The organism is Bacillus sp. FSL R9-9497 (assembly GCF_038005805.1).
Taxonomy (GTDB): Bacteria; Bacillota; Bacilli; order Bacillales; family Bacillaceae_G; genus Bacillus_A; species Bacillus_A cereus.
Window position 1 is genome coordinate 5163588 of the sequence record NZ_JBBOTY010000001.1, and the last position, 23105, is coordinate 5186692.

A 23105-nucleotide genomic window follows, 5' to 3' on the forward strand; every position below is an offset into this window, starting at 1 on the left:
GGGGGTTTTTTAGTGCTAAATATTTTTCTCATAATATTCTTCTGCAATCTCTTCGTAAAAAGCTGCAGATGTCGTATAGAAATATGGAATTAACCATAAGAATCCAATCCCTAACGTAATACAACTTAATATAAACCAGCCAATAAAACTTAAACATAAAATGAAATACTCCATCTTATGTCCATCCATCATACGACGACTTTCTGTAATAGCTTGGTTCAGTGAATACTCAGGATGATCGTTTATAATAAAGTATGTCATCGCATAAGAAAATGATTTAATAATACCTGGAATAATGAACAATAACGTCCATAAGAAAAGATAAAGATTTACTAATAAATATAATAAAAATGATTTTAGAAATCTCTTTCCCTCTGAAAACCAAATGAATACATTACCAATACTAGCTTGCTTTTCACGAAGGATATTTAAACCAAGGTAATATCCACCTAAAGTTAACGGTCCAGTAACAAAAAATGTAAGAATATTCGTTGAAAGTGAACCATTTGTTTTTTGCCAACCGAAAATCAAAGAAAATCCCCAATCAACACTAAAACTAAAAGCCGTGATAAGAATTGAAATGAGTAGTGTAGCTCCAACAGCTAATCCCCATTTTCCTTCTAATGAATCTAGTGCTTCTCCTTTTAAATCACTAATCATGCGTAGCCTCGCCTCCTATACACAATAATTCTATTAGTATAGCATGTTCCTATTGAAATTCACCTTTTGAAATATAGCGATAAAAGTGTGCTGTCGTCGTACTCATATACGGACTAAGCCAAAGAAATCCTATTCCAAAAGTAAGAAGCGCTAAAATAGCCCATCCTATGAAGCTCAGCCATAAAAGAAACAAATCTAACTTATGACCCTTCATAAGATTCTTACTTTCCTTCATCGCCTGCGAAACACTATATTCTGGATTTTCAATCATCACATAGTACGTCAGTGCATAAGAAAAATACATCACAATCATACCAACGATTGAAATAGCTAGTAGTACACAGATAGCAATAGCAAACGACGCATTTCCTTCTTCACCAAAAAATGCAAATAAGGCTACTAACAATATCGGAATCCATGTACCTGTATATAATAAAATTGCAAGCATTGCCCATATTGTTTTCATCATTCTTTTAAAGCCACGAAATCCTTCGAATAAGTAATCTACTTTAGCATCTTCTCGTTTACTAATCTGTAAAAATACATTTGTATAACCGTATGATGTAATCCCATAGGATGCACTACTCAAAATTATCATAATGCAATAAAAAATCCCGAATGTAACACTTGCTCCATTTGATATTGTTTGCCCTTCAAGTGAACCTACTAAACCAGCAAATAAGAGAAATATAATAATTCCTGGAATTAATAGTATAAGCATTGCAGCCATCGAAACAACATAACTTAAAATAAAATATAAAATTGTTGATCCAACACCTAGTCCCCATTTTCCCTTTAAAGAGTACAATGCTTCTCGCTTCATTTCACCAATCATTGATTCATCCCCTTTATGAAATATAAATTGTTGTACACTTCTACTTATACAAGCATCAATATAATTATACCAGTTTTGTAAAATTATCCATAAAATACACAAAAAAATCCGTAAAGGCAAAGCCCTTACGGATTTTTTTACTTCATATCGGAAACGTTCAAACGGTTCACAGCACGTTGTAATGCCATTTCTGCACGTTTAAAGTCAACATGTGCTTGTTTATCTTGCAGACGTTGCTCAGCGCGACGCTTCGCTTCATTTGCACGATGGATATCGATATGGTTTGCTTCTTCAGCAGATGATGATAATACAGTCACTTTATCTGGACGAACTTCGATAAAGCCACCGCTTACTGCTACATAATCAGTGTGTCCACCATTTTTCAGACGAACTGCACTAATTTTTAATGGTGCAACAGTTGGAATGTGACCTGGTAAAATCCCCATTTCCCCACTCTCTGCTTTTACACTTACCATTTCTACTTCTTTTTCGTAAACCGGTCCATCAGGAGTTACAATACTGACTGGAAATGTCTTCATACTTCGTCCCTCCTAAGGCCTTACGCCATCATTTTCTTCGCGTTTTCAATAACTTCTTCAATGCCACCTACTAAGCGGAATGCATCTTCTGGAAGGTCATCATATTTTCCTTCTAGAATTTCTTTGAAACCACTAACTGTATTCTTTACAGGTACGTAAGAACCTTTTTGACCTGTAAACTGCTCAGCTACGTGGAAGTTTTGAGATAAGAAGAATTGAATACGACGAGCACGATGTACAACTAACTTATCTTCTTCAGATAACTCATCCATACCTAAGATAGCGATGATATCTTGAAGTTCTTTATAACGTTGTAAAGTTTGCTGTACTTGACGAGCTACTTCATAATGTTCTTCTCCTACGATTTCTGGAGAAAGTGCACGAGATGTAGATGCTAATGGATCTACGGCTGGGTAAATACCCATTTGCGTTAAACGACGCTCTAAGTTTGTTGTTGCATCTAAGTGAGCGAACGTTGTAGCTGGTGCTGGGTCAGTATAGTCATCGGCTGGTACATATACCGCTTGGATAGACGTGATAGACCCTTTATTTGTAGATGTAATACGCTCTTGTAATTGACCCATTTCTGTTGCAAGTGTTGGTTGGTAACCTACCGCAGATGGCATACGACCAAGAAGGGCAGATACTTCAGAACCCGCTTGCGTGAAACGGAAGATGTTATCGATGAACAGAAGTACGTCTTGTCCTTGCTCATCACGGAAATGCTCAGCCATTGTTAAACCTGTTAATGCAACACGTTGACGTGCTCCAGGTGGCTCGTTCATTTGTCCAAATACCATCGCAGTTTTCTTGATTACGCCAGAATCGCTCATTTCGTGGTATAAGTCATTACCCTCACGAGTACGCTCACCTACACCAGCGAATACAGAGATACCACCGTGCTCTTGTGCGATGTTGTTAATTAATTCCTGAATTAATACTGTTTTACCTACGCCGGCACCACCGAATAGGCCGATCTTACCACCCTTAATGTAAGGAGCAAGTAAGTCTACTACTTTAATACCAGTTTCAAGAATTTCTACTTTAGTAGATAATTCTTCGAATGCAGGTGCTTGACGGTGAATTGGATCACGATGTACATCTGCAGGAACCTCACCATCTAAGTCAATTGCATCACCTAATACGTTAAATACGCGACCAAGTGTTACATCACCAACTGGTACAGAGATTGGTTTACCAGTATCTTCTACTTCTGTGCCACGAACAAGTCCATCTGTGGAAGACATTGCAACTGTACGAACTGTATCATCACCTAAATGAAGTGCAACTTCAAATGTTAAGTTAATACTTCCGTTTTCGTTGCTTTGTTTTACCGTAAGGGCGTTGTAGATTTCTGGTAGCTTTCCGCCATCAAACTTAACGTCTACAACCGGACCCATGATTTGCGTAACGCGCCCTTTATTCATCGGGTTCCCTCCTAGCTTTCTTTTAATTAGCCAACTTTCTACGAGCAGCTAGCTTTTAATTTTTTATTGGTTTATAGCTTACGCGACTCTTTTGACAGAGCCGCTTCCGCTTTTTATTGAATCTAGCTCCAGCGGTTAGAATGTTCGGTGGCTTCGCTTTTTCCTACGAGGCACAAATCGCCTCTACGTCAAAAGCTCCATCCCCCTCTCATTCTGAACGAACCGCTTCCGCCTTTTAATACTATTCTAACGCTGCTGCTCCACCAACGATTTCCGTAATTTCTTGCGTAATCGCTGCCTGACGCGCACGGTTGAATGAAAGTGTAAGTGAATCGATAACTTCCATTGCGTTGTCTGTAGCACTCTTCATTGCTGTCATACGCGCTGCGTGTTCACTTGCTTTACCGTCTAGTAATGCACCGTACACTAAGCTTTCTGCGTATTGTGGCAATAGTACTTTTAAAATTTCTTCTTCAGAAGGTTCGAATTCATAAGCTGTCGTCGGTTTGTCAGACGCCACATCAGTAAGCGGTAAAATTTTATTTTCCGTTACCTCTTGTGAAATTTTACTTACGTAATGGTTGTAGTAAATGTACAGCTCATCATAAGCACCATCTGCGAACATCGCAATTGCTCGAGAAGCAAGGTCTTTAATATCAGTAAATGATGGGTGGTCAGATAGTCCAACTACTTCATCAATGATGTTAAAGCCGCGACGTTTTAAATAATCACGTCCTAGTCGTCCAAGCACAATAATTGAATATTGGTTTGAATCCATATTATGACGTTCACGAATTACGTTACTTACTGTACGTAATACGTTACTGTTATAACCACCTGCTAGTCCGCGATCAGATGTAATAACGATGTATCCTGTACGCTTTACAGGACGCGCATTTAGCATCGGATGATTAATTCCTTTACTTCCTTGCGCAATGCTCGCTACTACTTCTTGAATCTTTTCCATATACGGAACGAAAGATTTAGCATTTTGCTCTGCACGGTTTAACTTAGATGCAGATACCATCTCCATCGCTTTCGTAATTTGACTCGTTTTCTTTGTCGAGTTAATCTTCGCTTTTATATCGCGTAAAGATGCCACAGGTTTTCACCACCTTTTTTCCGGAAGTTGGCACGATTAGTAAGAATCCTCTTCCTAATCTACGTTGCAAGATATTCTTGCTCATGATTGAAGGAAAAGAATAGGTGCACCTACTCTTTTCCTTTACATAACCGTCAGCAATCTCAGAAATTGAGATGCCTTTATATATACTATCTAGCTGCAGCGGCTTAAACGAGCCGCTTCTGCTTTTATTATTCAGAAGCTACGAATACTTTTTTAAATCCATTAATTGCTGCTGCAAATTTGTCGTCATCCGCAAGTTTCTTAGTTGTGCGGATTTCTTCTAATAAGTCAGTCGCATTAGAATCTAACCAAGCATGGAATTCTTCTTCGAAACGAGTGATATCTACTACTGGGATATCATCTAGGAATCCACGTGTTAAAGCGTAAAGAATGATAACTTGTTTCTCTACACGTAATGGTTTGTGTAATCCTTGTTTTAATACCTCAACAGTACGAGCACCACGGTTTAATTTCGCTTGAGTTGCTTTATCAAGGTCAGAACCGAACTGAGCGAACGCTTCTAACTCACGGTAAGATGCAAGGTCAAGACGAAGTGTACCTGATACTTTACTCATTGCTTTAATCTGAGCAGATCCACCTACACGAGATACAGAAGTACCCGCATCGATCGCTGGACGTACGCCAGAGAAGAATAGGTCAGATTGTAAGAAGATTTGTCCATCCGTAATAGAAATTACGTTTGTTGGGATGTATGCTGATACGTCCCCTGCTTGTGTTTCGATGAAAGGTAGTGCAGTTAAAGAACCGCCGCCTTTTGCATCACTTAATTTTGCTGCACGCTCTAATAAGCGAGAATGTAAGTAGAATACATCCCCTGGGTAAGCTTCACGACCTGGAGGACGACGTAATAGTAATGACAGCTCACGGTAAGCCGCTGCTTGTTTTGATAAGTCATCATATACTACTAATACGTGTTTACCATTGTACATGAACTCTTCACCCATTGTTACACCAGCGTAAGGAGCTAGGTATAATAATGGAGCTGGTTGAGAAGCAGATGCAGTTACAACGATTGTGTACTCTAATGCACCGTGCTTACGTAGTGTTTCTACTACGTTACGTACAGTTGATTCTTTTTGTCCAATTGCTACATAGATACAAATCATATCTTCATCTTTTTGGTTAATGATTGTATCAAGTGCAACCGCTGTTTTACCAGTTTGACGGTCACCGATGATTAACTCACGTTGACCACGGCCAATTGGTACAAGAGCATCGATCGCTTTAATACCTGTTTGAAGTGGCTCATGAACAGATTTACGATCCATTACACCTGGTGCTGGACTTTCAATTGGACGAGTGTTTGTTGTATTGATTGGGCCTAAACCATCAACTGGTTGACCTAATGGGTTTACAACACGACCAATTAGTTCTTTTCCTACCGGTACTTGCATGATGCGACCAGTACGACGAACTTCGTCACCTTCACGAATTTCTGTGTAAGGTCCTAAAATGATAATACCTACGTTATTTTCCTCTAAGTTTTGTGCTAGTCCCATAACGCCGTTAGAGAACTCTACAAGTTCACCAGCCATAACGTTATCAAGACCATGAGCACGCGCGATACCGTCACCAACTTGGATAACTGTACCAACATCACTAACTTCGATTTCAGACTGATAGTTCTCGATTTGTTGCTTTATCAGTGCGCTAATTTCTTCAGCTCTGATGCTCATGTGCTTCACCCCTATCTATTCTTCATTAATTCACGCTGAATACGTGCTAATTTTCCTTGTAAACTTCCATCATAAATGCGATTTCCAATACGTACTTTAATGCCGCCTAGTAAATCTTCATCTACAACATTTTTCACGCGAATTGCATCTTTTCCTGTTCTCTTCGCAAATGCTTCTGCAATGTTAAGCTTCTCTTCTTCTGATAGAAGACGAGTAGAATATACAGTTGCGTCCGCTACGTTACGTTCTTCATTAGCAAGAACAACATATTCATCTGCAATTTCAGGTAAGATATCAATGCGTTTGTTATCAATTAAAATATATAACGTATTTAAAATAGATTCAGAAACAGATCCGAATACGTTTGCAAGAAACGTTTTCTTTTGTTCCTTTGAAATGTTCGGTTGCGTTAAAAAGCTATGTAGTTCTCCGTTCTTTACATAAACGTTTTGTACAAGGCGTAATTCCTCTTCAAACATTTCTAATACGTGTTTTTCTTTAGCAATTTTAAAAAGAGCGACAGCATAACGTTTTGCTACAATCCCATTGCTCATCGCGCTTCTCCTACTTCTTTAATATAATCGCGAATTAACTTCACTTGATCTTCTTCTTTTAATTCTTTTTCAATTACTTTAGAAGCAATTTGAACAGATAAAGAAGCAACTTGTTCTTGTAAAGCAGCAATTGCTTGCTCTTTTTCGCGTTGAATTTCTTGTACAGCAGATGCTTTAATTGATTCTGCTTCTTCTTTCGCAGCAGCAACAATAACATCTTTTTGATCTACAGCTTGCTTTTTCGCTCTTTCGATTAACTCTTGTGCTTCAACACGTGATTGTTTTAACATTTCACGTTGTTCTTCTACTAACTTCTTCGCCTCAGCATTACTTCTTTCTGCAGCGTCGATTTCATTAGTAACATGCTCTTCACGTTCTTTCATAATTCCCATTAAAGGACCCCACGCAAATTTGCGTAGCATTACTAATAGAAGTAAGAAAATGAACAATGTATAAGCAATCGTTCCAAATGGAATGGCAGCACCTAATAATAAAGTTGGCACAAGGATTCACTCCCTTCAAAATATCTAAATTGATCATATGAAAAAAAAAGACATACGTTTCATTCATAAAGCAATGGCGAAGAAAGTTCGGAAAAACACTCTTCGCCATCTATGTAAGGGGAGTCTCCCTTATTTGTTCATTACGATGAAAGCAATAACTACACCGATGATTGGAAGTGCCTCAACTAAAGCAACCCCGATGAACATAATTGTTTGAAGTGCGCCTTTTAGTTCTGGTTGACGAGCAACACCTTCGATTGTACGTGATACGATAAGACCGTTACCAATACCTGCACCTAATGCTGATAAACCAATTGCAATTGCAGCTGCGATTACACCTAAACTCATTTAATTTGTCCTCCTTTGTATTATAAAAAAATAAATTTTTTCTTACTTAAATTATATTAATGGTCATGGCTTACTTTATGAGCCATATAAACCATCGTTAACATTACGAAAATAAATGCCTGGATTGAACCAACGAATACACTGAATCCCATCCACGCTAACATAGGTACAAGTGCACCTAATGCGCCAAGGAATGATGCTCCGCCCAACTTAGCAAGTAATCCTAATAAGATCTCACCTGCATAAATGTTACCAAATAAACGAAGACCTAACGTTAATGTGTTAGCAAACTCCTCAATAACCTTTAATGGGAATAAGAATTTCATAGGTTGGAAATAACCTTTTACGTACTCTTTCGTACCCTTCATCTTAATTCCATAATAATGGGTGAGGGTAACTACCATCACGGCTAATGTTAATGTAACTGCTGGATCAGACGTTGGTGATCTCCACCATGCAATATGTTCGCCAGCTTCAGTTGCTGAATACATGAATGGTAAACCAAGGAAGTTCGATACGATGATAAACATGATAAGCGTAACGCCAAGCGTTAAGAAACGTCCACCTGTTTTCCAGTCCATCGTACTATTGATAATCCCTTTCACGAAGTCAAACACCCATTCCATGAAGTTTTGCATTCCTGTTGGGCGAAGAGCTAAGCTGCGAGTTCCGATAACAGCGATTAAGAAAACAATAACTGCTGCTACAGTAACCATCATAACTGACGACAAATCGAACGTTAAACCTAGAAATTCAACTAATCTACCGTGTTCCACTAGTAATTCACCTCTCTTCCCTGCTCTTATACTCTAAATAAAGAAAATCTATGATCATGACAAGGTATCCTGTCAGCAATCCTACACCTAGGCCCCACATCGCGATTAACTCTTGATATTTGGCTGCAAATAAAATTAATAACCCAATCGTGGCGAATCTTGAATATGTACTTACCGCTGTTGCCTTGAACTTCACGTTTTCTCCATTTGTTACGCGATCTAGCAGCTTGTCTGTTCTACGTGCAATGATGCGCAAACTAAGAAAACTGAAAATCGTCCCGATAATCAGTCCAAGAAATACATCCTTGTAAGAGGTAAATCCCCATCCTAGCACTAGAAGCGCAAGCAAGTAGTACATATATTTCTTTTGTCTTTGGACAAGTCCATGTACGTCTATCATCATTGCTCTCCCGAATAGTAATGTCGAATGAGTCGAATCATTGCGTATACCCCTGTTCCTAGTCCGAGTAATAACCCTATAATAAGAAACAACGGAAACGTTCCAACCTTATTATCAATCCACTGCCCACCAAAGATTCCAACAAGAATAGAACCGACTAATTGAGCAAGAATACCTGACATTAAAGCATAAGCTTTTATATGGCTGCGATCGTTTTTTTGCAAGGATTCATCCCTCCAATATGTAACCCTCATTCACGATGTGTTAATAATAACTCATTTTTTTGCATAAATCCTATACAAAACAAAAAGTTTACATTTTCGTCACGGAATAGATGTAATTTTGTCACTGAAAGCCCTACCATCTATCCCCGTTGTTAGCATACAATAGGGTATTAACAGTGTCAACGAGAAATCGTAAAAAATCTAAAAATTTGAGTATTAGGCATTTCCTCCCAAAAATGAAAACGTTCCCCTTCTAAATACTGGTTACATATATGCAATTTCTAACAGTTTTCTCTTTATAATAGAAGGAAATGTTCACAAGTTTGTCACTATTATATTTTCGAGATATAACGCTTTTCTTCCATAATATAGTGTTCCTCAGACGTAAGACTTCTATATTATATGTGAGTTGTATGCAACTTATGTTGTATATACGATGTATATTTATCCTCTCCCCCTCCCCTACTTGCTTACAACAAAAAAGACGAGCTGGGGAATCTCCCCTGCTCGTCAGTTGTCTTACTTCGTTCCGAATAAACGGTCACCAGCATCACCAAGACCTGGTACTACATATCCGTGGTCATTTAATTTCTCATCTAATGCTGCTACATAAATATCAACATCAGGATGTTCTTCTTGTACTACTTTTACCCCTTCTGGAGCTGCAACGATACACATTAATTTAATTTGTTTCGCACCGCGCTTTTTCAGAGAGTTAATTGCTTCAGCCGCAGAACCACCTGTTGCTAGCATCGGATCTAGTACGATAAAGTCACGCTCTTCTACATCCGTTGGAAGTTTCACATAGTATTCTACCGGTTGCAATGTTTTAGGGTCACGGTATAAACCAACGTGTCCTACTTTTGCTGCTGGAATTAATTTCAGAATTCCATCAACCATTCCTAAACCTGCACGTAAAATCGGAATTAAACCAAGTTTTTTACCAGCGATCACTTTTGTTGTCGCTTTGCTTACAGGTGTTTCAATTTCAATGTCCTTAAGTGGAAGGTCGCGAGTAATTTCGAAAGCCATTAAACTTGCTACTTCGTCCACTAATTCACGAAAATCTTTCGTACCTGTATTCTTATCGCGAATATATGTAATCTTATGTTGAATTAACGGGTGATCAAATACATACAGTTTTCCCATGTGAATCTCTCCTTTAGATGATATTCATGCGTTTGCACGCTTTTTTACACTATTTACGATTGTAAAGAAAACGCTACTAATATTCAAGGGCAAATTTGGCAAAATCATGATTTTACGATGAATCTATCTAGTATCTTTACCAATTATGGGAGCTGTATCCTTCATTATATCGCCAAAATTTATTCATCATTTGTATACATACTTTAAAAATAATATATGTCCACAAAAAAGACCGCCAAAACAATTAAGTCTCGGCAGTCTTCTTCAATCTATTATAGATTTGGATACATTGTGAATTTGCTAGTTAACGCTTCTACACGCTTACGTACTTCTTCTAATGCAACTTCATTTTCATGATTTTTTAATGTATAAGCAATAAGTGACGCAATTTCATCCATTTCTTCTAAACCGAAACCACGAGATGTTACAGCTGCTGTACCGATACGTACACCACTTGTTACAAATGGGCTTGCTGTTTCAAATGGAATTGTATTTTTGTTCACTGTAATACCAACTTCATCTAATACGTGCTCTGCTACTTTACCTGTGATTTCTAAGTTACGAACATCAATCAAGATTAAGTGATTGTCTGTTCCGCCAGAAACAAGTGTAAGTCCTTCTTTTTGAAGACCTTCAGCTAAGCGGTTCGCATTGTTAATGATATTTTGTGCATATGTTTTGAAATCATCTTGAAGTGCTTCACCAAATGCAACAGCTTTTGCAGCGATTACGTGCATAAGTGGACCACCTTGAATACCAGGGAAGATTGATTTATCAATTTGTTTTGCAAATTGCTCTTCACATAAAATCATACCACCACGCGGACCACGTAACGTTTTATGTGTTGTCGTTGTAACGAAATGTGCATGTGGTACTGGATTTGGGTGTAAACCAGCAGCTACTAAACCAGCGATATGTGCCATATCAACCATTAAATAAGCGCCCACTTCATCTGCAATCTCACGGAATCGCTTGAAATCGATAACACGAGGGTATGCACTTGCACCTGCAACGATTAATTTTGGTTTATGTTCTTTCGCTTTTGCTAATACATCATCGTAATTAATACGGTGAGAGTCAGCATCCACGCCATATTCTACGAAATTATATTGTACTCCACTGAAGTTAACAGGGCTTCCGTGTGTTAAGTGACCACCATGAGATAAGTTCATACCAAGTACTGTATCGCCTTGCTCTAAAATCGTAAAGTATACTGCCATGTTCGCTTGTGCACCAGAGTGTGGTTGAACATTTACGTGCTCTGCGCCGAAAATTTCTTTCACGCGATCACGTGCGATATCTTCTACTACGTCTACGTGTTCACAGCCACCATAGTAACGTTTTCCAGGATATCCTTCAGCATACTTATTCGTTAAAACAGAACCTTGTGCCTCCATTACTGCTTCACTTACGAAGTTTTCCGAAGCAATTAACTCAATCTTTGAACGCTGTCTTCCTAGTTCTGCCTCAATTGCAGCAAATACCTTTTCATCTTGACGTTTTAAATGATCCACCAAAATCCCCCTTTTCTGAACGAATTACATCGATTCCCAACAGTTTTTTCTTATTTATTCAGAAAAAACGAAAATTCAGGTTGTAATTCTTTCGAACCTTCATGTTTTCAACTACATTCTAACATGACTTTCTATATCATAAAAGAAAAAAAAGACCGAAAATCGGTCTTTTCTTTCTTCTATTATAAAGTCAGACAACATACCTTTTATCTTATGATAAACAGTTACTATATGACTTCCTAATTTCTCATATTTAACGGCAAGTGGTAGTCTCTTCCACTGCCGCATAGACAGCACGCGCTCCACCAATTAGTTTTCCACGTGTTTTGGCCATCGTTACATGCGCACTTCCAATTGCCTTCACACTTGTACGAACCGGAACAGCTACATGCTTTAAATGCATACCGATAAATGTATCACCAATATCCATTCCTGCATCAGCTTTAATAAACTCAACTACTACCGGATCTTTCAAATTGTGATACGCGTATGTCCCCAATGCACCACCTGCTGATCTAACAGGCGTAACTGTTACAATTTCAAATTGATATTTTATCGCTACTTCTCTCTCAACTACTAAAGCACGGTTTAAATGCTCACAACATTGAAACGCTAATTCAATACCTGTTTGCTCTTGAAATTGTTTTAACTCAGAGAAAATCGCCTCTGCTACTTCCATCGTTCCTGATGTTCCAATTCTTTCGCCTAGCACTTCGCTCGTGCTACAACCCACTACAAAAATTTGACCGCTTTGTAATGAAGCTTGTTCTTGGAAATCAGAAAGCGACATTTGTAGCTGTTCTCTTACCTTTACGATTTCTGTCATTACGCCTCTTCCTTTCACAGGTTGGTTCACCAAATTATATTTCACACTACTGATAGTTAGAATCTATTACTTTGTTTCGTATGTTTTAATTTTTCCTACGCGGTTTTCGTGACGACCACCTTCATAGTCAGTTGTTAACCAGATTTTCGCGATATCACGCGCTAGACCAGCACCAATTACACGCTCGCCCATCGCTAGCATGTTAGTGTCATTATGCTCTCTCGTTGCTTTCGCGCTGAAAGTATCATGAACTAACGCACAACGGATACCATTTACTTTGTTTGCTGCGATTGACATACCAATGCCTGTCCCACAAACTAAAATACCACGATCCACTTCACCATTCGCTACCATTTCAGCTGCTGGAAACGCAAAGTCAGGGTAATCAACAGAACCAGCTTCACATTCACAACCTAAATCAATATATTCAATATTTAACTCTTCTAATAAACTTACAAGTTCTTTGCGGATATTCATACCGCCGTGATCAGATGCTATTACTACTTTCATTTTTACCCCTCCAAATTTTCAATCAATTATCTTCATTTCACACTCGCTACCTCACATAGGAAGAAGTGATCTCCAATATCGTATTATACACGAAACATCAACCTACTGAATGTTTTTTCAGTAAAGTTTGTACAAGTTTTTCCATCTCATCTAACGTTTCTTTATAAATAGAAAGCGAGCCTCCAAATGGATCTGAAATGTCCTTGCCTATACCTTCAGTTAATCCATATAACGTATTTAATTTCTTTTCAACGCTCGGATAATGCCCAAGTACAATTTGCTTATGGTTTTCTGTCATCGTTACGACAATATCAGCCCAATCAAGCAAAGTTTCATTTACTTGCTGCGCCGCATGATCAATTAAAATTCCTTTTTCAGCTAAAGCTTCCTTCGCATGTACCGATGCATCGCTCCCAGGATAGGCGAAAACACCAGCAGATTGCACTTCAAACTTATCTCCTCCGTGATGACGAAGCAACGCCTCAGCCATTGGACTACGACATGTATTGCCAGTACAAACAAATAACACTCGTTTCATTCAAACCCACCCCTATATTCGATTTCTTACCATTCATCATAACTTACATTAGAATAGAACAAAAGAAATGTGAATATACAAAAGGCGCATTTCTCTTATATTTTTTCTAAGAAAAATGCGCCTTATCCACATATATGTGAAACCCTATTTCCAAGTGCCTAGAGTATTTTAACATACATGCTGAACATGCAACAAAAATAAGGAATCCATTTCATACGAAACGGATTCCTCTTATATTGCAATTATTTCATTGTAACTTTCATTACTTCTGTTGAACCTTTTGTAGCTGCTACGCCTACAGTTGTCTTAATAGACTCAGCTGCATCTGTGTTTGTAATAACAATTGGAGTAATTGTGCTTTTCGCTTTTTCACGGATTAATTCTAAGTCGAATGAGATTAATTTATCTCCAGCTTTTACAGCTTGGCCTTCAGAAACGTGAGCTTCGAAACCTTCGCCTTCCATTTTTACAGTTTCTAATCCAACGTGGATTAAAATTTCTGTACCGTTTTTCGCTTTAATTCCGATAGCATGTTTTGTGTGGAATAATTGTACGATTTCACCATCAACTGGAGATACAACTACACCTTCAGTAGGATCGATTGCAACACCGTCACCCATCATACGACCAGCAAATACTGGATCTGGTACTTCTTCAATATTTTTCACTGCTCCAGTTAATGGAGCTACGATTGTTTCTTCATTTGTTTTTGAACCAAGACCGAATAATTTTTTAAACATAGGATAGTCCTCCTTATAATTTACCTAAAAGTTTATAGGGCAATCCCTAGTAAAGCTCGGGATACATGTAAGACTTCATACTTCGAATATTATACTGTAAAAACGCTTTCGAAATAAATTACGTCATTACTAATAGACTCTTATTGTAGCGCTTCACAAAATTCCAGTCAATTCTGATTGTCTGAATAACAATTAGAAGTTAACTTCTATTTATATTTTCTCTTTTTTTGCCCAACTTGTCTAGAGGTCTTTACTACATTTTATTTTTTGTTGTTAATTTGTAAAATTTAATTCAAACTTTTTTCAAAATCCACTTGACTAAAGTAAGTAACTATTTTATTATTACTTACGTAAGGTAAGTTAATAACTTTTAGGAGGTTTTTAAAAATGATGGATTTCGGTCTACTTATTATTCGTCTTATTATAGGAATTACATTCATGGGTCATGGTGCTCAAAAATTATTTGGTTGGTTCGGCGGTTACGGTTTAAAAGGAACAGGTGGCTGGATGGAGTCAATCGGTTTACGTCCTGGTGTATTTATGGCATTTATGGCTGGCGCAACTGAATTACTAGGTGGTTTCTTATTTGCATCAGGTATTTTCATTGTAGTTGGTTCATTATTTATCATTGGAACAATGTTAATGGCTATCTTCACTGTTCACGGAAAAAATGGTTACTGGGTAACCCAAAACGGATATGAATATAACTTAATGTTAATCGCTGTCGCTGTTGGTGTAGCTTTAATCGGACCTGGGGCATACGTTTTACTTTAATTTTTATCTCAAATTTGAGATTCTTGAAAAAAGAACTTACTTCATTACAATTGAAGTAAGTTCTTTTTATGAAACAAAATATTATTTCCAGCAGGATTTTCTCATCGTTATCTTGTAAACAAACAATAAGTATTCATATTTAGAAAGGGGATTACAAGCATGTTATCCATTAATCCAAATGAACAAACTGAAAAAGATAATTACAAATTACTTACTGGAAGTATCATCCCTCGTCCTGTCGCATTCGTTACTTCTGTAACAAAAGAAGGCGTACTAAACGGAGCACCATATAGTTATTTCAATATTGTCGCTGCTAATCCACCACTTATCTCAGTATCTGTACAACGAAAAGTCGGAGAAAGAAAGGACACTTCCCGAAACGCAATTGAAAAAGGAGAATTTGTCGTACATATTTCTGACGAATCATATGTAGCAGCAATTAACGAAACAGCAGCTAACCTCCCGCCAAATGAAAGTGAAATTGAACTAGCAAAACTAACCCCAATCGAAAGTGAAGTCATCTCTGTTCCAGGTGTAAAAGAAGCAAATATTCGAATGGAATGCGTATTAGAACGTGCAATTCCACTTGGCGGAACGGAAGACTCACCAGCTTGTGATCTACTAATTGGACGCGTCGTTCGTTTCCACGTTGCCGAACATCTATATGAAAAAGGGCGCATTCACGCCGAAGGACTCAAACCAATAAGCCGCCTAGCAGGACACAACTATGCAAAATTAGGAGAACAATTTGAATTGGTTAGGCCAATCTAAAAGCGGAAGCGGCTCGTTCAGAATCGCAGGACACTTCAAGCTCTCGACCTTGAAGCGCTTTTTGCTTCATGCGAGAAAGCGAAATGACCGGAGATTCTAGCCGCTGAAGCTGGATAATATCTAAAAGTGGAAGTGGCCCGTTTAGCTCTGACCAGCTAAGGTTCTCTCGCACAAAAGGTGCTTTTTACCTTTCGTGCGGGAGGTTCTTAGATGCGAAGAGCTGGCCACTGGAACTGGATAATATCTAAAAGCGGAAGCGGCTCGTTCAGAATCGCAGGACACTTCAAGCTCTCGACCTTGAAGCGCTTTTTGCTTCATGCGAGAGAGCGAAATGACCGGAGATTCTAGCCGCTGAAGCTGAATATCATCTAAAAGCGGAAGCGGCTCGCTCAGAATGAGAGGGGGATGGAGCTTCTGACGTAGAGGCGCTTTTTGCCTCGCAGGAAGACGCGAAGCCACCGACCATTCTAGCCGTTGGAGCTGGATATATTTAAAAGCAAGACGGCTAGATTCCTCCCATCACTCAAATATAAAATCCCCTGCTTTTTAGCAGGGGATTTTCTCATTGTAATTCTTCCTTCTTTTCCTCTAAAGTAGGCATTTTCTCTTTTTTCGGCTTCCCTAGCTTAATTACGAAGAAGTATAGGGAAAGCAATGTAATAAGAAAAACAATTAAAAATGGGTACGGAGAGTAAAAGGCACGCGCCGCCTCAGTCTTTCCCGCAACAAATTTCAATGACTCAATATCTAAAAACTCAGCAAACATTTGTACACCGAGCATACTAAACCAAAAAACAAAAAAACTAATAATAATACCAAAAACTTGCTTCAATCTCGTCATTCATCTCATCCTTTCTATATCTGTAATTTTTAGCGCAATAAATATAGTACAAACAAAATATTCACAGAAAGGAACTATCTCACCATTCACGAATTAACTTAATCCAACCTAACATCGAAATTTGCAAAATAATACCCCAAATTATAAGCCTTCTTAGCCATCGAGGATAGAAGGTTAAAAATTTAACATACCATTCCAATAGCTTGTTCATAATTCCCTCCTACATAAAATTATATAGGAAAAAGGATATATAATCCAAACCCAACTAAAATGATACCCCCTACTATCTCACCATATGTACCGAGCATATCTTTCGCATGTCTCCCGATTAATAAACCCATCCACGCTAATAACATGCTAACAAATCCAAAAAGTAAAATCGTAATAATTGTTTGTGCCCCATAAATACCAAGACTAAGTCCTACTGAGAAACTATCTATACTGACGCCAAATGCAAATACGAATAAACTAATTCCAATAGGGGCTGTTCTAGTCTCTTCATTTTGTAAAATGCTCGAATATACGATATAAAACCCTAGTCCGATTAATAAAATAGCACCCGCAAAATGTGCGATATCTCCATACTTCTCTGATAAAAAACGACCTAGTACCATTCCTATAAACGGCATAATAATATGAAATATCCCTATCGTCATACCAATATACAGGATTTGTCTTAACTTTAGGGGTATCATCCCCATACCAAGACTCACCGAGAACGCATCCATCCCTAAGGCGAATGCCATAATTATTAAAGGTATTAGCTGTTCAAACGTCATTCATGCCCCTCCTTGGACGTGCTACTTCACAATATGCTTATCCAAGGAGAAATATTCTGTTTGCTAATCTTACCTTATCATTCAATAATAATATGATGTCCTGCCGCTTTTGTTAAACGATTCATAATTGCATTTCCTATTCCTTCATTAGGGAATGACTCACTAAAAATAACATCCACTTCACTTGCATCAAATGTTCTAAGTACATCATATAATTTAGTCGCAACACTAGCTAAGTCACTTCTAACACCACAAGATAATATAACATCTGCACTATATACATGCTGATACTCTTCTGTCGTTAATACGCCTACTTTAAATCCTTCTTCCTTTTTCTCATCCACAAGATGCTGAATAAACTCACGTGAGCCCTCAACAATACTAAGTGGTGCTTTCGGGGCATAATGTGTGTATTTCATTCCAGGCGATTTCGGTTTTTCCTTCTCATCCTTTAAAGCTGGATCTAAAGAAACAGTACCTATCACCGCTTCTAATTGTTCTTTCGTAATCCCACCTGGACGTAATATTGTTGGAATCGCGCTTGTACAATCAATTACAGTTGATTCAACGCCTACTCCAGTTGCACCACCATCAACAATACCTGCAATCTTCCCATTCAAATCTTCATATACGTGAGAAGCTAATGTTGGACTTGGACGCCCTGAACGATTCGCACTTGGTGCTGCAACAGGTACATTCGCCTCTTCAATAAGAGCAAGTGCAATTGGATGATCAGGCATTCTTACTCCAACCGTATTAAGTCCTGCTGTCACCTTCTCTGAAATCCCTTCTTTTCTCGGCAAAATAATTGTTAATGGTCCTGGCCAAAAATGCGCCATTAACTTCTCTGCAACTGGTGGAATTTCTTTCACAATCCCATCTAACTGAGATTTTGTACCTATGTGGACAATGAGTGGATTATCACTCGGTCTTCCTTTCGCTTCGAAAATTTTCGCGATTGCTTCATCATCCATCGCGTTTGCCCCTAACCCATATACTGTTTCCGTAGGGAAAGCCACCGCCTCATTTTCTCTTAATAATTTTGCTGCTTCTTGTAACTGTGGATAATATTTTTTTCTTTCCACAACATTATCCACAACCCACATGTTTGTATGCATTTTTTTCCACGTCCTTTTCTACCCTTAAATACTTGTCTATTTTTAGTTTACTATGAGATTTATCCAAAAGACAAACAAGGTTTATCCACAAAATGTGGATAAACCTAATTAATCCGTGGATAACTTTGTGAATAGCTGACAATTTAGTATTATTGCATTCTGCTCTTTTATATTTTTACAAAAATGTTCTAGCTGTTGAATTCCCTCTGGAACCTCATCCTTTTCTATAGTAAAAAAGTCAAAAAACTGAAAGATCGGTACAGATTGTGGATGATTTGTTAGTAAGTACAATTGTTGAACACTTTTTTCTTTCATATACTGCAAAAACATTTCAAAAAAATATAAGAAAGTCTGTTTATCCACATGAGGTGTGAATAAACAAGAACGAATAAGCACATCTTCCCCACTTTGTTCATAACCAATTACAGCTCGTATTTCTTCCGCTTCTTCCAAAATCATAAATTGTGCGTACAACTCATTTATTTTATCATCTTTTTTATTAGCTTGTCCGAAAAAAGAATGTAATCTTTCCACATCTGCTTTCGTAGCAAAATACACTTTCTTCATAATAAATCCCTCCTCATTTTTATATATGAAGAGGGATTTATTAATAGTACTATTTAGAGAATAAAGATGTAAAAGCCTCTACAATAAACAATTTAACTTCTGGCTTTTCTTCTTCCTCTTCTACTTTTACATACTCATTTTGTTTTTCTTGTTTTTTCTCCACAGGTTTCTCCACTTTTTCCACAGTTTTTATTTCTTCTTTACTTACAGGCTGCTCTTCGACTTTTGTTTCATTTTTTACTACTTTCTTTTCAGAAGCTGTTACTTTTTTTACTACTTCCTGCTTTACAGCTTTCGTTTCTTTTACCTTATCTACTTTCTTCTCTTCTTTATCTATTACTTCCTCATCTAGTTGTTTCACCTGCTCCTCTTCAGGAGATTCCGCCTTCACAACGTGCTCTTCTTTTCTTACAGCTGTCCCGCTCGAAAAATCTAAGAAACACATTGGTGGAAATAATACACACCACCAGTTCGCCCCTTCACCTTCTCCAATTGTGATTAATACTGCTTCATATTCTCCTGCTGGATAAATAAAATTCCCATATACCTTTGTAGGAAACTTTACATTCTTACTAAATTTCACTTGAAATGAATCTTTACTTCCTTCTCTTTTTAACGTATTTTCCACCGTTTCCTCGATTTCTGGAATATGACTTTGAATTACTTTGCGTGCCTCTTCAAATGAAGTTAAATCCGCTACCCATCCATCAATTTGTGCTTTTACTTCATCACGCACTTTACGCTTTAATGCCTGGTCTTTATCTGAATCACTATTTGCTAAAATTCTTAATCGAACGGCCTCTTTCGGAATAACTGAAGGCCCTTTCGCATCAGCTTTCATATATCCAAACTGCACAAGTAACTGTGCACCAATTAATAGTATAAGAAGATAAGCAATAACTTGTTTTTTCATTTCCTCCACCGTCCCTTCTACAAACAGTGTGGACAGACTTTCATCTTTCTAAACTATTAAATTCAAAATCTATATGAATTTTTCCACAAAAAAATAGAGTAAGGTGTGAACCTTACTCCATCTCTGCAAATACCATACGATCTTTTCCGTTAATATCGAAAACAACCTCAACATGAGCATGTGGAAAAGCTTGTTGTAACAATCTTTTTACATCCTCACCTTGTCCTACTCCAATTTCAAACGCCACAATCGCTTTCTTCTGCAACACATTCGGCAATTCTTCCATAAAACGGCGATAGAAATCTAATCCATCTTCACCACCAACAAGTGCTCTCTTCGGCTCATGCTCTTTCACAACAGGAGAAAGACCACGCCAATCCTCTTCCGGTATATATGGAGGATTTGAAACAACAACATCTAGCTTTTGACCCGTTTTATGAAATGGTGACAATAAATCACCGTGATAGAACGTTACTTCTGCACCTAAAGCTTTTGCATTTTCTTTTGCAACTTCAATCGACTCTTGTGCAATATCTACTGTATAAACATGAAGATTTTCATTTTCTAAAGCAAGCGTAATAGAAATCGCTCCACTACCTGTACCTATATCTGCTACATGTAGTTTCTCATCACCAAAATGGCGCTCGATTCTTTCTAATACTCCCACTATAAGCTCTTCTGTTTCCGGTCTTGGTATTAATACTTCTTCATTCACAAAGAAAGACCGTCCATAAAACATTTCATAACCAATCATATATTGAATAGGAATACCTTCTACATGCTTGTGGATAAACTCCGTAAAGCTTTTCTCTTGATCCTCAGTTATTTCTTCACGCATATTCATAAGTAATCCTGTTCTGTTCACCTTTAATACATGACAAAGGACAATTTCTCCCGCATTTTCATCTCGTCCATTTTCCTGTAAAAAAGAAGAAGCCCATTTCAGGGCTTCATAGACACGCATTACTCAGCTGCCTCCATCTTTTGAGCCTGATCTTCCATCACTAAGGCATTGATGAAATCATCTAACTTACCTTGTAAGATTTGATCTAGCTTTTGAATCGTTAAACCGATTCGATGGTCTGTAACACGGTTTTGCGGGAAGTTATACGTACGAATACGCTCTGAACGATCTCCCGTACCAACAGCTTGTTTACGGTTTTGATCATACTCAGCTTGCGCTTCTTGTCTAAACTTATCATAAACACGTGCGCGTAATACTTTCATCGCTTTTTCTTTATTCTTGATCTGTGATTTCTCATCCTGACAAGATACAACTACACCAGTCGGTAAATGCGTTAAACGCACCGCTGACATCGTTGTATTAACGCTCTGTCCACCAGGTCCACTAGAAGCGAATGTATCAACACGAACATCTTTCTCATGAATATCAATTTCTACTTCTTCTGCCTCTGGTAATACAGCTACAGTTGCTGTAGATGTATGAATACGTCCACCAGATTCCGTTTCAGGAACACGTTGTACACGGTGAGCACCATTCTCGAATTTCAGCTTCGCGAAAGCACCTTTACCATTAATCATAAAGATAATCTCTTTATATCCACCTAACTCTGTATAGCTAGCCTCAATAATCTCCGTTTTCCAGCCCTGTACCTCAGCGTAACGGCTATACATACGGTATAAGTCACCAGCAAATAAAGCTGCCTCATCTCCACCAGCAGCTCCACGAACCTCAACGATAACGTTCTTATCATCATTAGGGTCTTTTGGAACAAGTAAAATTTTCAGACGCTCTGATAATGTTTTATCTTGTGATTCTAACTCAGAAACTTCTTCTTTTACCATTTCACGCATTTCTGCGTCTAACTTATCTTCTAACATTGCTTTCGCATCTTTTAATTGCTCACGAACATCCTTATACTCACGATACACCTCTACCGTTTCCTGTATATCAGACTGTTCCTTTGAATATTCACGAAGCTTATTTGAATCACTAATAATCGCTGGATCACTTAACAATTCATTTAACTTCTCATAACGATTTTCTACAGCTTGCAAACGATCTAACACATCATTCACCTCTACATCCTAGTATCTAATACAAATAGTATATGGTACTTACTCAAAAAAACGCAAATTATATTTAAAAGTGGCGGTGGCTCTTTCAGCTCTGACCAGCTAAGGTTCTTTCGACCTAAAGGTGCTTTTTACCTTTCGGGCGGAAGGTTCTTAGATGCGAAGAGCTAGCCACCAGAACTAGATATATTTAAAAGCGTAAGCGGCTCACACCGCTCATTCTCTCTATTTTGAAAAAAACCCGCCTTGCGCAGCGAGTTTTACTTATCTTTGTTTGCAGGTACTGCATGACAATGACGACAACGCGGTTCATACGATTCTGAAGCTCCAACTAAAATAATTGGATCATCAAATGCCGCTGGTTCTCCATCAATTAATCGTTGTGTACGACTTGCTGGAGATCCACATACAGAACATACTGCTTGTAGTTTTGTCACATGTTCAGCAATCGCCATCAGCTGAGGAACTTGTCCAAATGGTAGACCACGGAAATCTTGGTCTAAACCAGCTACAATGACACGATAGCCACGATTTGCCAATACTTGCACCACTTCCACAATGTCCCCATCAAAAAATTGCACCTCATCGATTGCAATAACATCCAGCTCTTCTGTAATATGTTCAAATATATCCTTTGAAGCTGAAACAGGAACTGCTTTTACCTTTAATCCGTTATGTGATACTACATCTTCTTCACTATATCGATTATCAATACATGGTTTAAATACAATTGCATGTTGTTTTGCAAATTGCGTACGGCGCACACGGCGGATTAGCTCTTCTGACTTGCCAGAAAACATACTACCGCAAATCACTTCAATCCAGCCATTTTGATTTATTAAGTACATGAAGCTCTCCTTTCATCTACTTTTCAGTTAAAAGTAGGGTAAAGGTATAATATTTTCGCAAAAAAAACAGACAAGCGAATACATACACTTG

The 23105-nt window shown here is 38.0% G+C and carries 30 protein-coding genes; 2 read left to right on the plus strand and 28 right to left on the minus strand.

Annotated features, from left to right (window positions below):
• Positions 1 to 15: 15 nt before the first annotated feature.
• The 19 genes from MKY21_RS26720 to MKY21_RS26810 form a co-directional block, all read right to left on the minus strand.
• A complete protein-coding gene (locus tag MKY21_RS26720; protein WP_000622467.1) occupies positions 16 to 660 on the minus strand; it encodes a DUF975 family protein in 645 nt (214 codons plus the stop codon).
• A gap of 49 nt (positions 661 to 709) precedes the next feature.
• Positions 710 to 1597 carry a DUF975 family protein gene (locus MKY21_RS26725; protein ID WP_016118944.1) on the minus strand — a complete coding sequence of 296 codons (888 nt, stop codon included), beginning with the start codon at positions 1595 to 1597 and terminating at the stop codon, positions 710 to 712.
• Between the two features lie 35 nt (positions 1598 to 1632).
• Positions 1633 to 2034, minus strand: a complete 402-nt coding sequence (gene atpC, locus MKY21_RS26730) for a F0F1 ATP synthase subunit epsilon (protein ID WP_000847211.1) — start codon at positions 2032 to 2034, stop codon at positions 1633 to 1635.
• Positions 2035 to 2054: 20 nt separating this feature from the next.
• Positions 2055 to 3461: a F0F1 ATP synthase subunit beta gene (atpD, locus tag MKY21_RS26735; protein WP_001032593.1), complete on the minus strand. Its 1407-nt coding sequence runs from the start codon at positions 3459 to 3461 to the stop codon at positions 2055 to 2057.
• Between the two features lie 241 nt (positions 3462 to 3702).
• Entirely contained in the window at positions 3703 to 4563 is an 861-nt protein-coding gene (atpG, locus tag MKY21_RS26740) for a F0F1 ATP synthase subunit gamma (protein WP_000157696.1), read from the minus strand.
• Positions 4564 to 4775: 212 nt separating this feature from the next.
• On the minus strand, positions 4776 to 6284 hold the full coding sequence (atpA, locus tag MKY21_RS26745; protein WP_000027518.1) for a F0F1 ATP synthase subunit alpha: 1509 nt from the start codon (positions 6282 to 6284) through the stop codon (positions 4776 to 4778).
• A gap of 11 nt (positions 6285 to 6295) precedes the next feature.
• Positions 6296 to 6838 carry a F0F1 ATP synthase subunit delta gene (gene atpH, locus MKY21_RS26750; protein WP_000064683.1) on the minus strand — a complete coding sequence of 181 codons (543 nt, stop codon included), beginning with the start codon at positions 6836 to 6838 and terminating at the stop codon, positions 6296 to 6298.
• The gene (gene atpF / locus MKY21_RS26755; protein WP_001142618.1) at positions 6835 to 7341 is read right to left on the minus strand and encodes a F0F1 ATP synthase subunit B; all 507 of its coding nucleotides are present in this window, start codon (positions 7339 to 7341) and stop codon (positions 6835 to 6837) included. Before atpF ends, atpH begins: the two co-directional genes overlap by 4 nt.
• A 129-nt stretch (positions 7342 to 7470) precedes the next feature.
• Positions 7471 to 7689 (minus strand): F0F1 ATP synthase subunit C, encoded by a 219-nt coding sequence (gene atpE / locus MKY21_RS26760; protein WP_000052064.1) that lies wholly within the window; start codon positions 7687 to 7689, stop codon positions 7471 to 7473.
• Positions 7690 to 7745: 56 nt separating this feature from the next.
• Complete coding sequence (gene atpB / locus MKY21_RS26765) at positions 7746 to 8465, minus strand: F0F1 ATP synthase subunit A (RefSeq protein WP_086392762.1); 720 nt, start codon at positions 8463 to 8465, stop codon at positions 7746 to 7748.
• Positions 8466 to 8472: 7 nt separating this feature from the next.
• On the minus strand, positions 8473 to 8865 hold the full coding sequence (locus MKY21_RS26770) for an ATP synthase subunit I (protein ID WP_000567600.1): 393 nt from the start codon (positions 8863 to 8865) through the stop codon (positions 8473 to 8475).
• Entirely contained in the window at positions 8865 to 9089 is a 225-nt protein-coding gene (locus MKY21_RS26775) for an AtpZ/AtpI family protein (RefSeq protein WP_001171223.1), read from the minus strand. Before MKY21_RS26775 ends, MKY21_RS26770 begins: the two co-directional genes overlap by 1 nt.
• A 26-nt stretch (positions 9090 to 9115) precedes the next feature.
• Positions 9116 to 9229, minus strand: a complete 114-nt coding sequence (locus tag MKY21_RS26780; protein WP_000232962.1) for a DUF4024 domain-containing protein — start codon at positions 9227 to 9229, stop codon at positions 9116 to 9118.
• Positions 9230 to 9608: 379 nt separating this feature from the next.
• Positions 9609 to 10238: a uracil phosphoribosyltransferase gene (gene upp / locus MKY21_RS26785; RefSeq protein WP_000517539.1), complete on the minus strand. Its 630-nt coding sequence runs from the start codon at positions 10236 to 10238 to the stop codon at positions 9609 to 9611.
• A gap of 272 nt (positions 10239 to 10510) precedes the next feature.
• The gene (glyA, locus tag MKY21_RS26790) at positions 10511 to 11752 is read right to left on the minus strand and encodes a serine hydroxymethyltransferase (protein ID WP_000349809.1); all 1242 of its coding nucleotides are present in this window, start codon (positions 11750 to 11752) and stop codon (positions 10511 to 10513) included.
• Between the two features lie 253 nt (positions 11753 to 12005).
• Positions 12006 to 12578 (minus strand): TIGR01440 family protein, encoded by a 573-nt coding sequence (locus MKY21_RS26795; protein WP_000136376.1) that lies wholly within the window; start codon positions 12576 to 12578, stop codon positions 12006 to 12008.
• A 66-nt stretch (positions 12579 to 12644) separates the two neighbouring features.
• Entirely contained in the window at positions 12645 to 13088 is a 444-nt protein-coding gene (gene rpiB / locus MKY21_RS26800; protein ID WP_000869542.1) for a ribose 5-phosphate isomerase B, read from the minus strand.
• Between the two features lie 97 nt (positions 13089 to 13185).
• Entirely contained in the window at positions 13186 to 13626 is a 441-nt protein-coding gene (locus tag MKY21_RS26805; RefSeq protein WP_000832369.1) for a low molecular weight protein arginine phosphatase, read from the minus strand.
• A 242-nt stretch (positions 13627 to 13868) separates the two neighbouring features.
• Positions 13869 to 14366, minus strand: a complete 498-nt coding sequence (locus MKY21_RS26810) for a PTS sugar transporter subunit IIA (protein ID WP_000473665.1) — start codon at positions 14364 to 14366, stop codon at positions 13869 to 13871.
• A 387-nt stretch (positions 14367 to 14753) separates the two neighbouring features.
• Between MKY21_RS26810 and MKY21_RS26815 the strand changes: the two genes are divergently transcribed.
• Both MKY21_RS26815 and MKY21_RS26820 read left to right on the plus strand, forming a co-directional pair.
• Entirely contained in the window at positions 14754 to 15140 is a 387-nt protein-coding gene (locus MKY21_RS26815; protein ID WP_000968615.1) for a DoxX family protein, read from the plus strand.
• 159 nt (positions 15141 to 15299) lie between these two features.
• Positions 15300 to 15911 carry a flavin reductase family protein gene (locus tag MKY21_RS26820; protein ID WP_000949056.1) on the plus strand — a complete coding sequence of 204 codons (612 nt, stop codon included), beginning with the start codon at positions 15300 to 15302 and terminating at the stop codon, positions 15909 to 15911.
• A gap of 562 nt (positions 15912 to 16473) precedes the next feature.
• On the opposite strand, the gene MKY21_RS26825 is transcribed toward MKY21_RS26820, so the two are convergent.
• The 9 genes from MKY21_RS26825 to MKY21_RS26865 form a co-directional block, all read right to left on the minus strand.
• Positions 16474 to 16752 (minus strand): DUF3935 domain-containing protein, encoded by a 279-nt coding sequence (locus MKY21_RS26825; protein WP_000197472.1) that lies wholly within the window; start codon positions 16750 to 16752, stop codon positions 16474 to 16476.
• A 79-nt stretch (positions 16753 to 16831) separates the two neighbouring features.
• Positions 16832 to 16963 carry a hypothetical protein gene (locus tag MKY21_RS26830; protein ID WP_001037636.1) on the minus strand — a complete coding sequence of 44 codons (132 nt, stop codon included), beginning with the start codon at positions 16961 to 16963 and terminating at the stop codon, positions 16832 to 16834.
• A gap of 19 nt (positions 16964 to 16982) precedes the next feature.
• Entirely contained in the window at positions 16983 to 17531 is a 549-nt protein-coding gene (locus tag MKY21_RS26835) for a manganese efflux pump MntP (protein ID WP_000142463.1), read from the minus strand.
• Between the two features lie 77 nt (positions 17532 to 17608).
• A complete protein-coding gene (locus MKY21_RS26840; protein ID WP_061664289.1) occupies positions 17609 to 18649 on the minus strand; it encodes an L-threonylcarbamoyladenylate synthase in 1041 nt (346 codons plus the stop codon).
• A 108-nt stretch (positions 18650 to 18757) separates the two neighbouring features.
• Positions 18758 to 19216 (minus strand): mechanosensitive ion channel protein, encoded by a 459-nt coding sequence (locus tag MKY21_RS26845; RefSeq protein ID WP_000758437.1) that lies wholly within the window; start codon positions 19214 to 19216, stop codon positions 18758 to 18760.
• 49 nt (positions 19217 to 19265) lie between these two features.
• Entirely contained in the window at positions 19266 to 20129 is an 864-nt protein-coding gene (gene spoIIR / locus MKY21_RS26850) for a stage II sporulation protein R (RefSeq protein WP_061664293.1), read from the minus strand.
• A 112-nt stretch (positions 20130 to 20241) separates the two neighbouring features.
• Positions 20242 to 21093 (minus strand): peptide chain release factor N(5)-glutamine methyltransferase, encoded by an 852-nt coding sequence (gene prmC / locus MKY21_RS26855; protein ID WP_001267055.1) that lies wholly within the window; start codon positions 21091 to 21093, stop codon positions 20242 to 20244.
• Positions 21093 to 22160, minus strand: coding sequence for a peptide chain release factor 1 (gene prfA, locus MKY21_RS26860; protein WP_000887064.1), 1068 nt, complete (start codon positions 22158 to 22160; stop codon positions 21093 to 21095). The genes prmC and prfA overlap by 1 nt, the downstream gene beginning before the upstream one ends.
• 266 nt (positions 22161 to 22426) lie before the next feature.
• On the minus strand, positions 22427 to 23014 hold the full coding sequence (locus MKY21_RS26865) for a thymidine kinase (RefSeq protein ID WP_000280859.1): 588 nt from the start codon (positions 23012 to 23014) through the stop codon (positions 22427 to 22429).
• Positions 23015 to 23105 lie beyond the last annotated feature (91 nt).

What these genes read in the sequence shown, in the direction of transcription:
- atpH (WP_000064683.1), bottom strand. Translation starts at nt 6,838, where the DNA reads ATGAGCAATGGGATTGTAGCAAAACGTTATGCTGTCGCTCTTTTTAAA.
- atpD (WP_001032593.1), bottom strand. Translation starts at nt 3,461, where the DNA reads ATGAATAAAGGGCGCGTTACGCAAATCATGGGTCCGGTTGTAGACGTT.
- MKY21_RS26770 (WP_000567600.1), bottom strand. Translation starts at nt 8,865, where the DNA reads ATGATAGACGTACATGGACTTGTCCAAAGACAAAAGAAATATATGTAC.
- MKY21_RS26865 (WP_000280859.1), bottom strand. Translation starts at nt 23,014, where the DNA reads ATGTACTTAATAAATCAAAATGGCTGGATTGAAGTGATTTGCGGTAGT.
- MKY21_RS26830 (WP_001037636.1), bottom strand. Translation starts at nt 16,963, where the DNA reads ATGAACAAGCTATTGGAATGGTATGTTAAATTTTTAACCTTCTATCCT.
- MKY21_RS26720 (WP_000622467.1), bottom strand. Translation starts at nt 660, where the DNA reads ATGATTAGTGATTTAAAAGGAGAAGCACTAGATTCATTAGAAGGAAAA.
- MKY21_RS26815 (WP_000968615.1), top strand. Translation starts at nt 14,754, where the DNA reads ATGATGGATTTCGGTCTACTTATTATTCGTCTTATTATAGGAATTACA.
- spoIIR (WP_061664293.1), bottom strand. Translation starts at nt 20,129, where the DNA reads ATGAAAAAACAAGTTATTGCTTATCTTCTTATACTATTAATTGGTGCA.
- atpA (WP_000027518.1), bottom strand. Translation starts at nt 6,284, where the DNA reads ATGAGCATCAGAGCTGAAGAAATTAGCGCACTGATAAAGCAACAAATC.
- rpiB (WP_000869542.1), bottom strand. Translation starts at nt 13,088, where the DNA reads ATGAAAGTAGTAATAGCATCTGATCACGGCGGTATGAATATCCGCAAA.
- MKY21_RS26845 (WP_000758437.1), bottom strand. Translation starts at nt 19,216, where the DNA reads ATGAAGAAAGTGTATTTTGCTACGAAAGCAGATGTGGAAAGATTACAT.
- atpE (WP_000052064.1), bottom strand. Translation starts at nt 7,689, where the DNA reads ATGAGTTTAGGTGTAATCGCAGCTGCAATTGCAATTGGTTTATCAGCA.
- MKY21_RS26840 (WP_061664289.1), bottom strand. Translation starts at nt 18,649, where the DNA reads ATGCATACAAACATGTGGGTTGTGGATAATGTTGTGGAAAGAAAAAAA.
- MKY21_RS26805 (WP_000832369.1), bottom strand. Translation starts at nt 13,626, where the DNA reads ATGAAACGAGTGTTATTTGTTTGTACTGGCAATACATGTCGTAGTCCA.
- MKY21_RS26835 (WP_000142463.1), bottom strand. Translation starts at nt 17,531, where the DNA reads ATGACGTTTGAACAGCTAATACCTTTAATAATTATGGCATTCGCCTTA.
- MKY21_RS26780 (WP_000232962.1), bottom strand. Translation starts at nt 9,229, where the DNA reads ATGGTAGGGCTTTCAGTGACAAAATTACATCTATTCCGTGACGAAAAT.
- prmC (WP_001267055.1), bottom strand. Translation starts at nt 21,093, where the DNA reads ATGCGTGTCTATGAAGCCCTGAAATGGGCTTCTTCTTTTTTACAGGAA.
- MKY21_RS26825 (WP_000197472.1), bottom strand. Translation starts at nt 16,752, where the DNA reads ATGACGAGATTGAAGCAAGTTTTTGGTATTATTATTAGTTTTTTTGTT.
- MKY21_RS26810 (WP_000473665.1), bottom strand. Translation starts at nt 14,366, where the DNA reads ATGTTTAAAAAATTATTCGGTCTTGGTTCAAAAACAAATGAAGAAACA.
- MKY21_RS26820 (WP_000949056.1), top strand. Translation starts at nt 15,300, where the DNA reads ATGTTATCCATTAATCCAAATGAACAAACTGAAAAAGATAATTACAAA.
- atpC (WP_000847211.1), bottom strand. Translation starts at nt 2,034, where the DNA reads ATGAAGACATTTCCAGTCAGTATTGTAACTCCTGATGGACCGGTTTAC.
- MKY21_RS26795 (WP_000136376.1), bottom strand. Translation starts at nt 12,578, where the DNA reads ATGACAGAAATCGTAAAGGTAAGAGAACAGCTACAAATGTCGCTTTCT.
- upp (WP_000517539.1), bottom strand. Translation starts at nt 10,238, where the DNA reads ATGGGAAAACTGTATGTATTTGATCACCCGTTAATTCAACATAAGATT.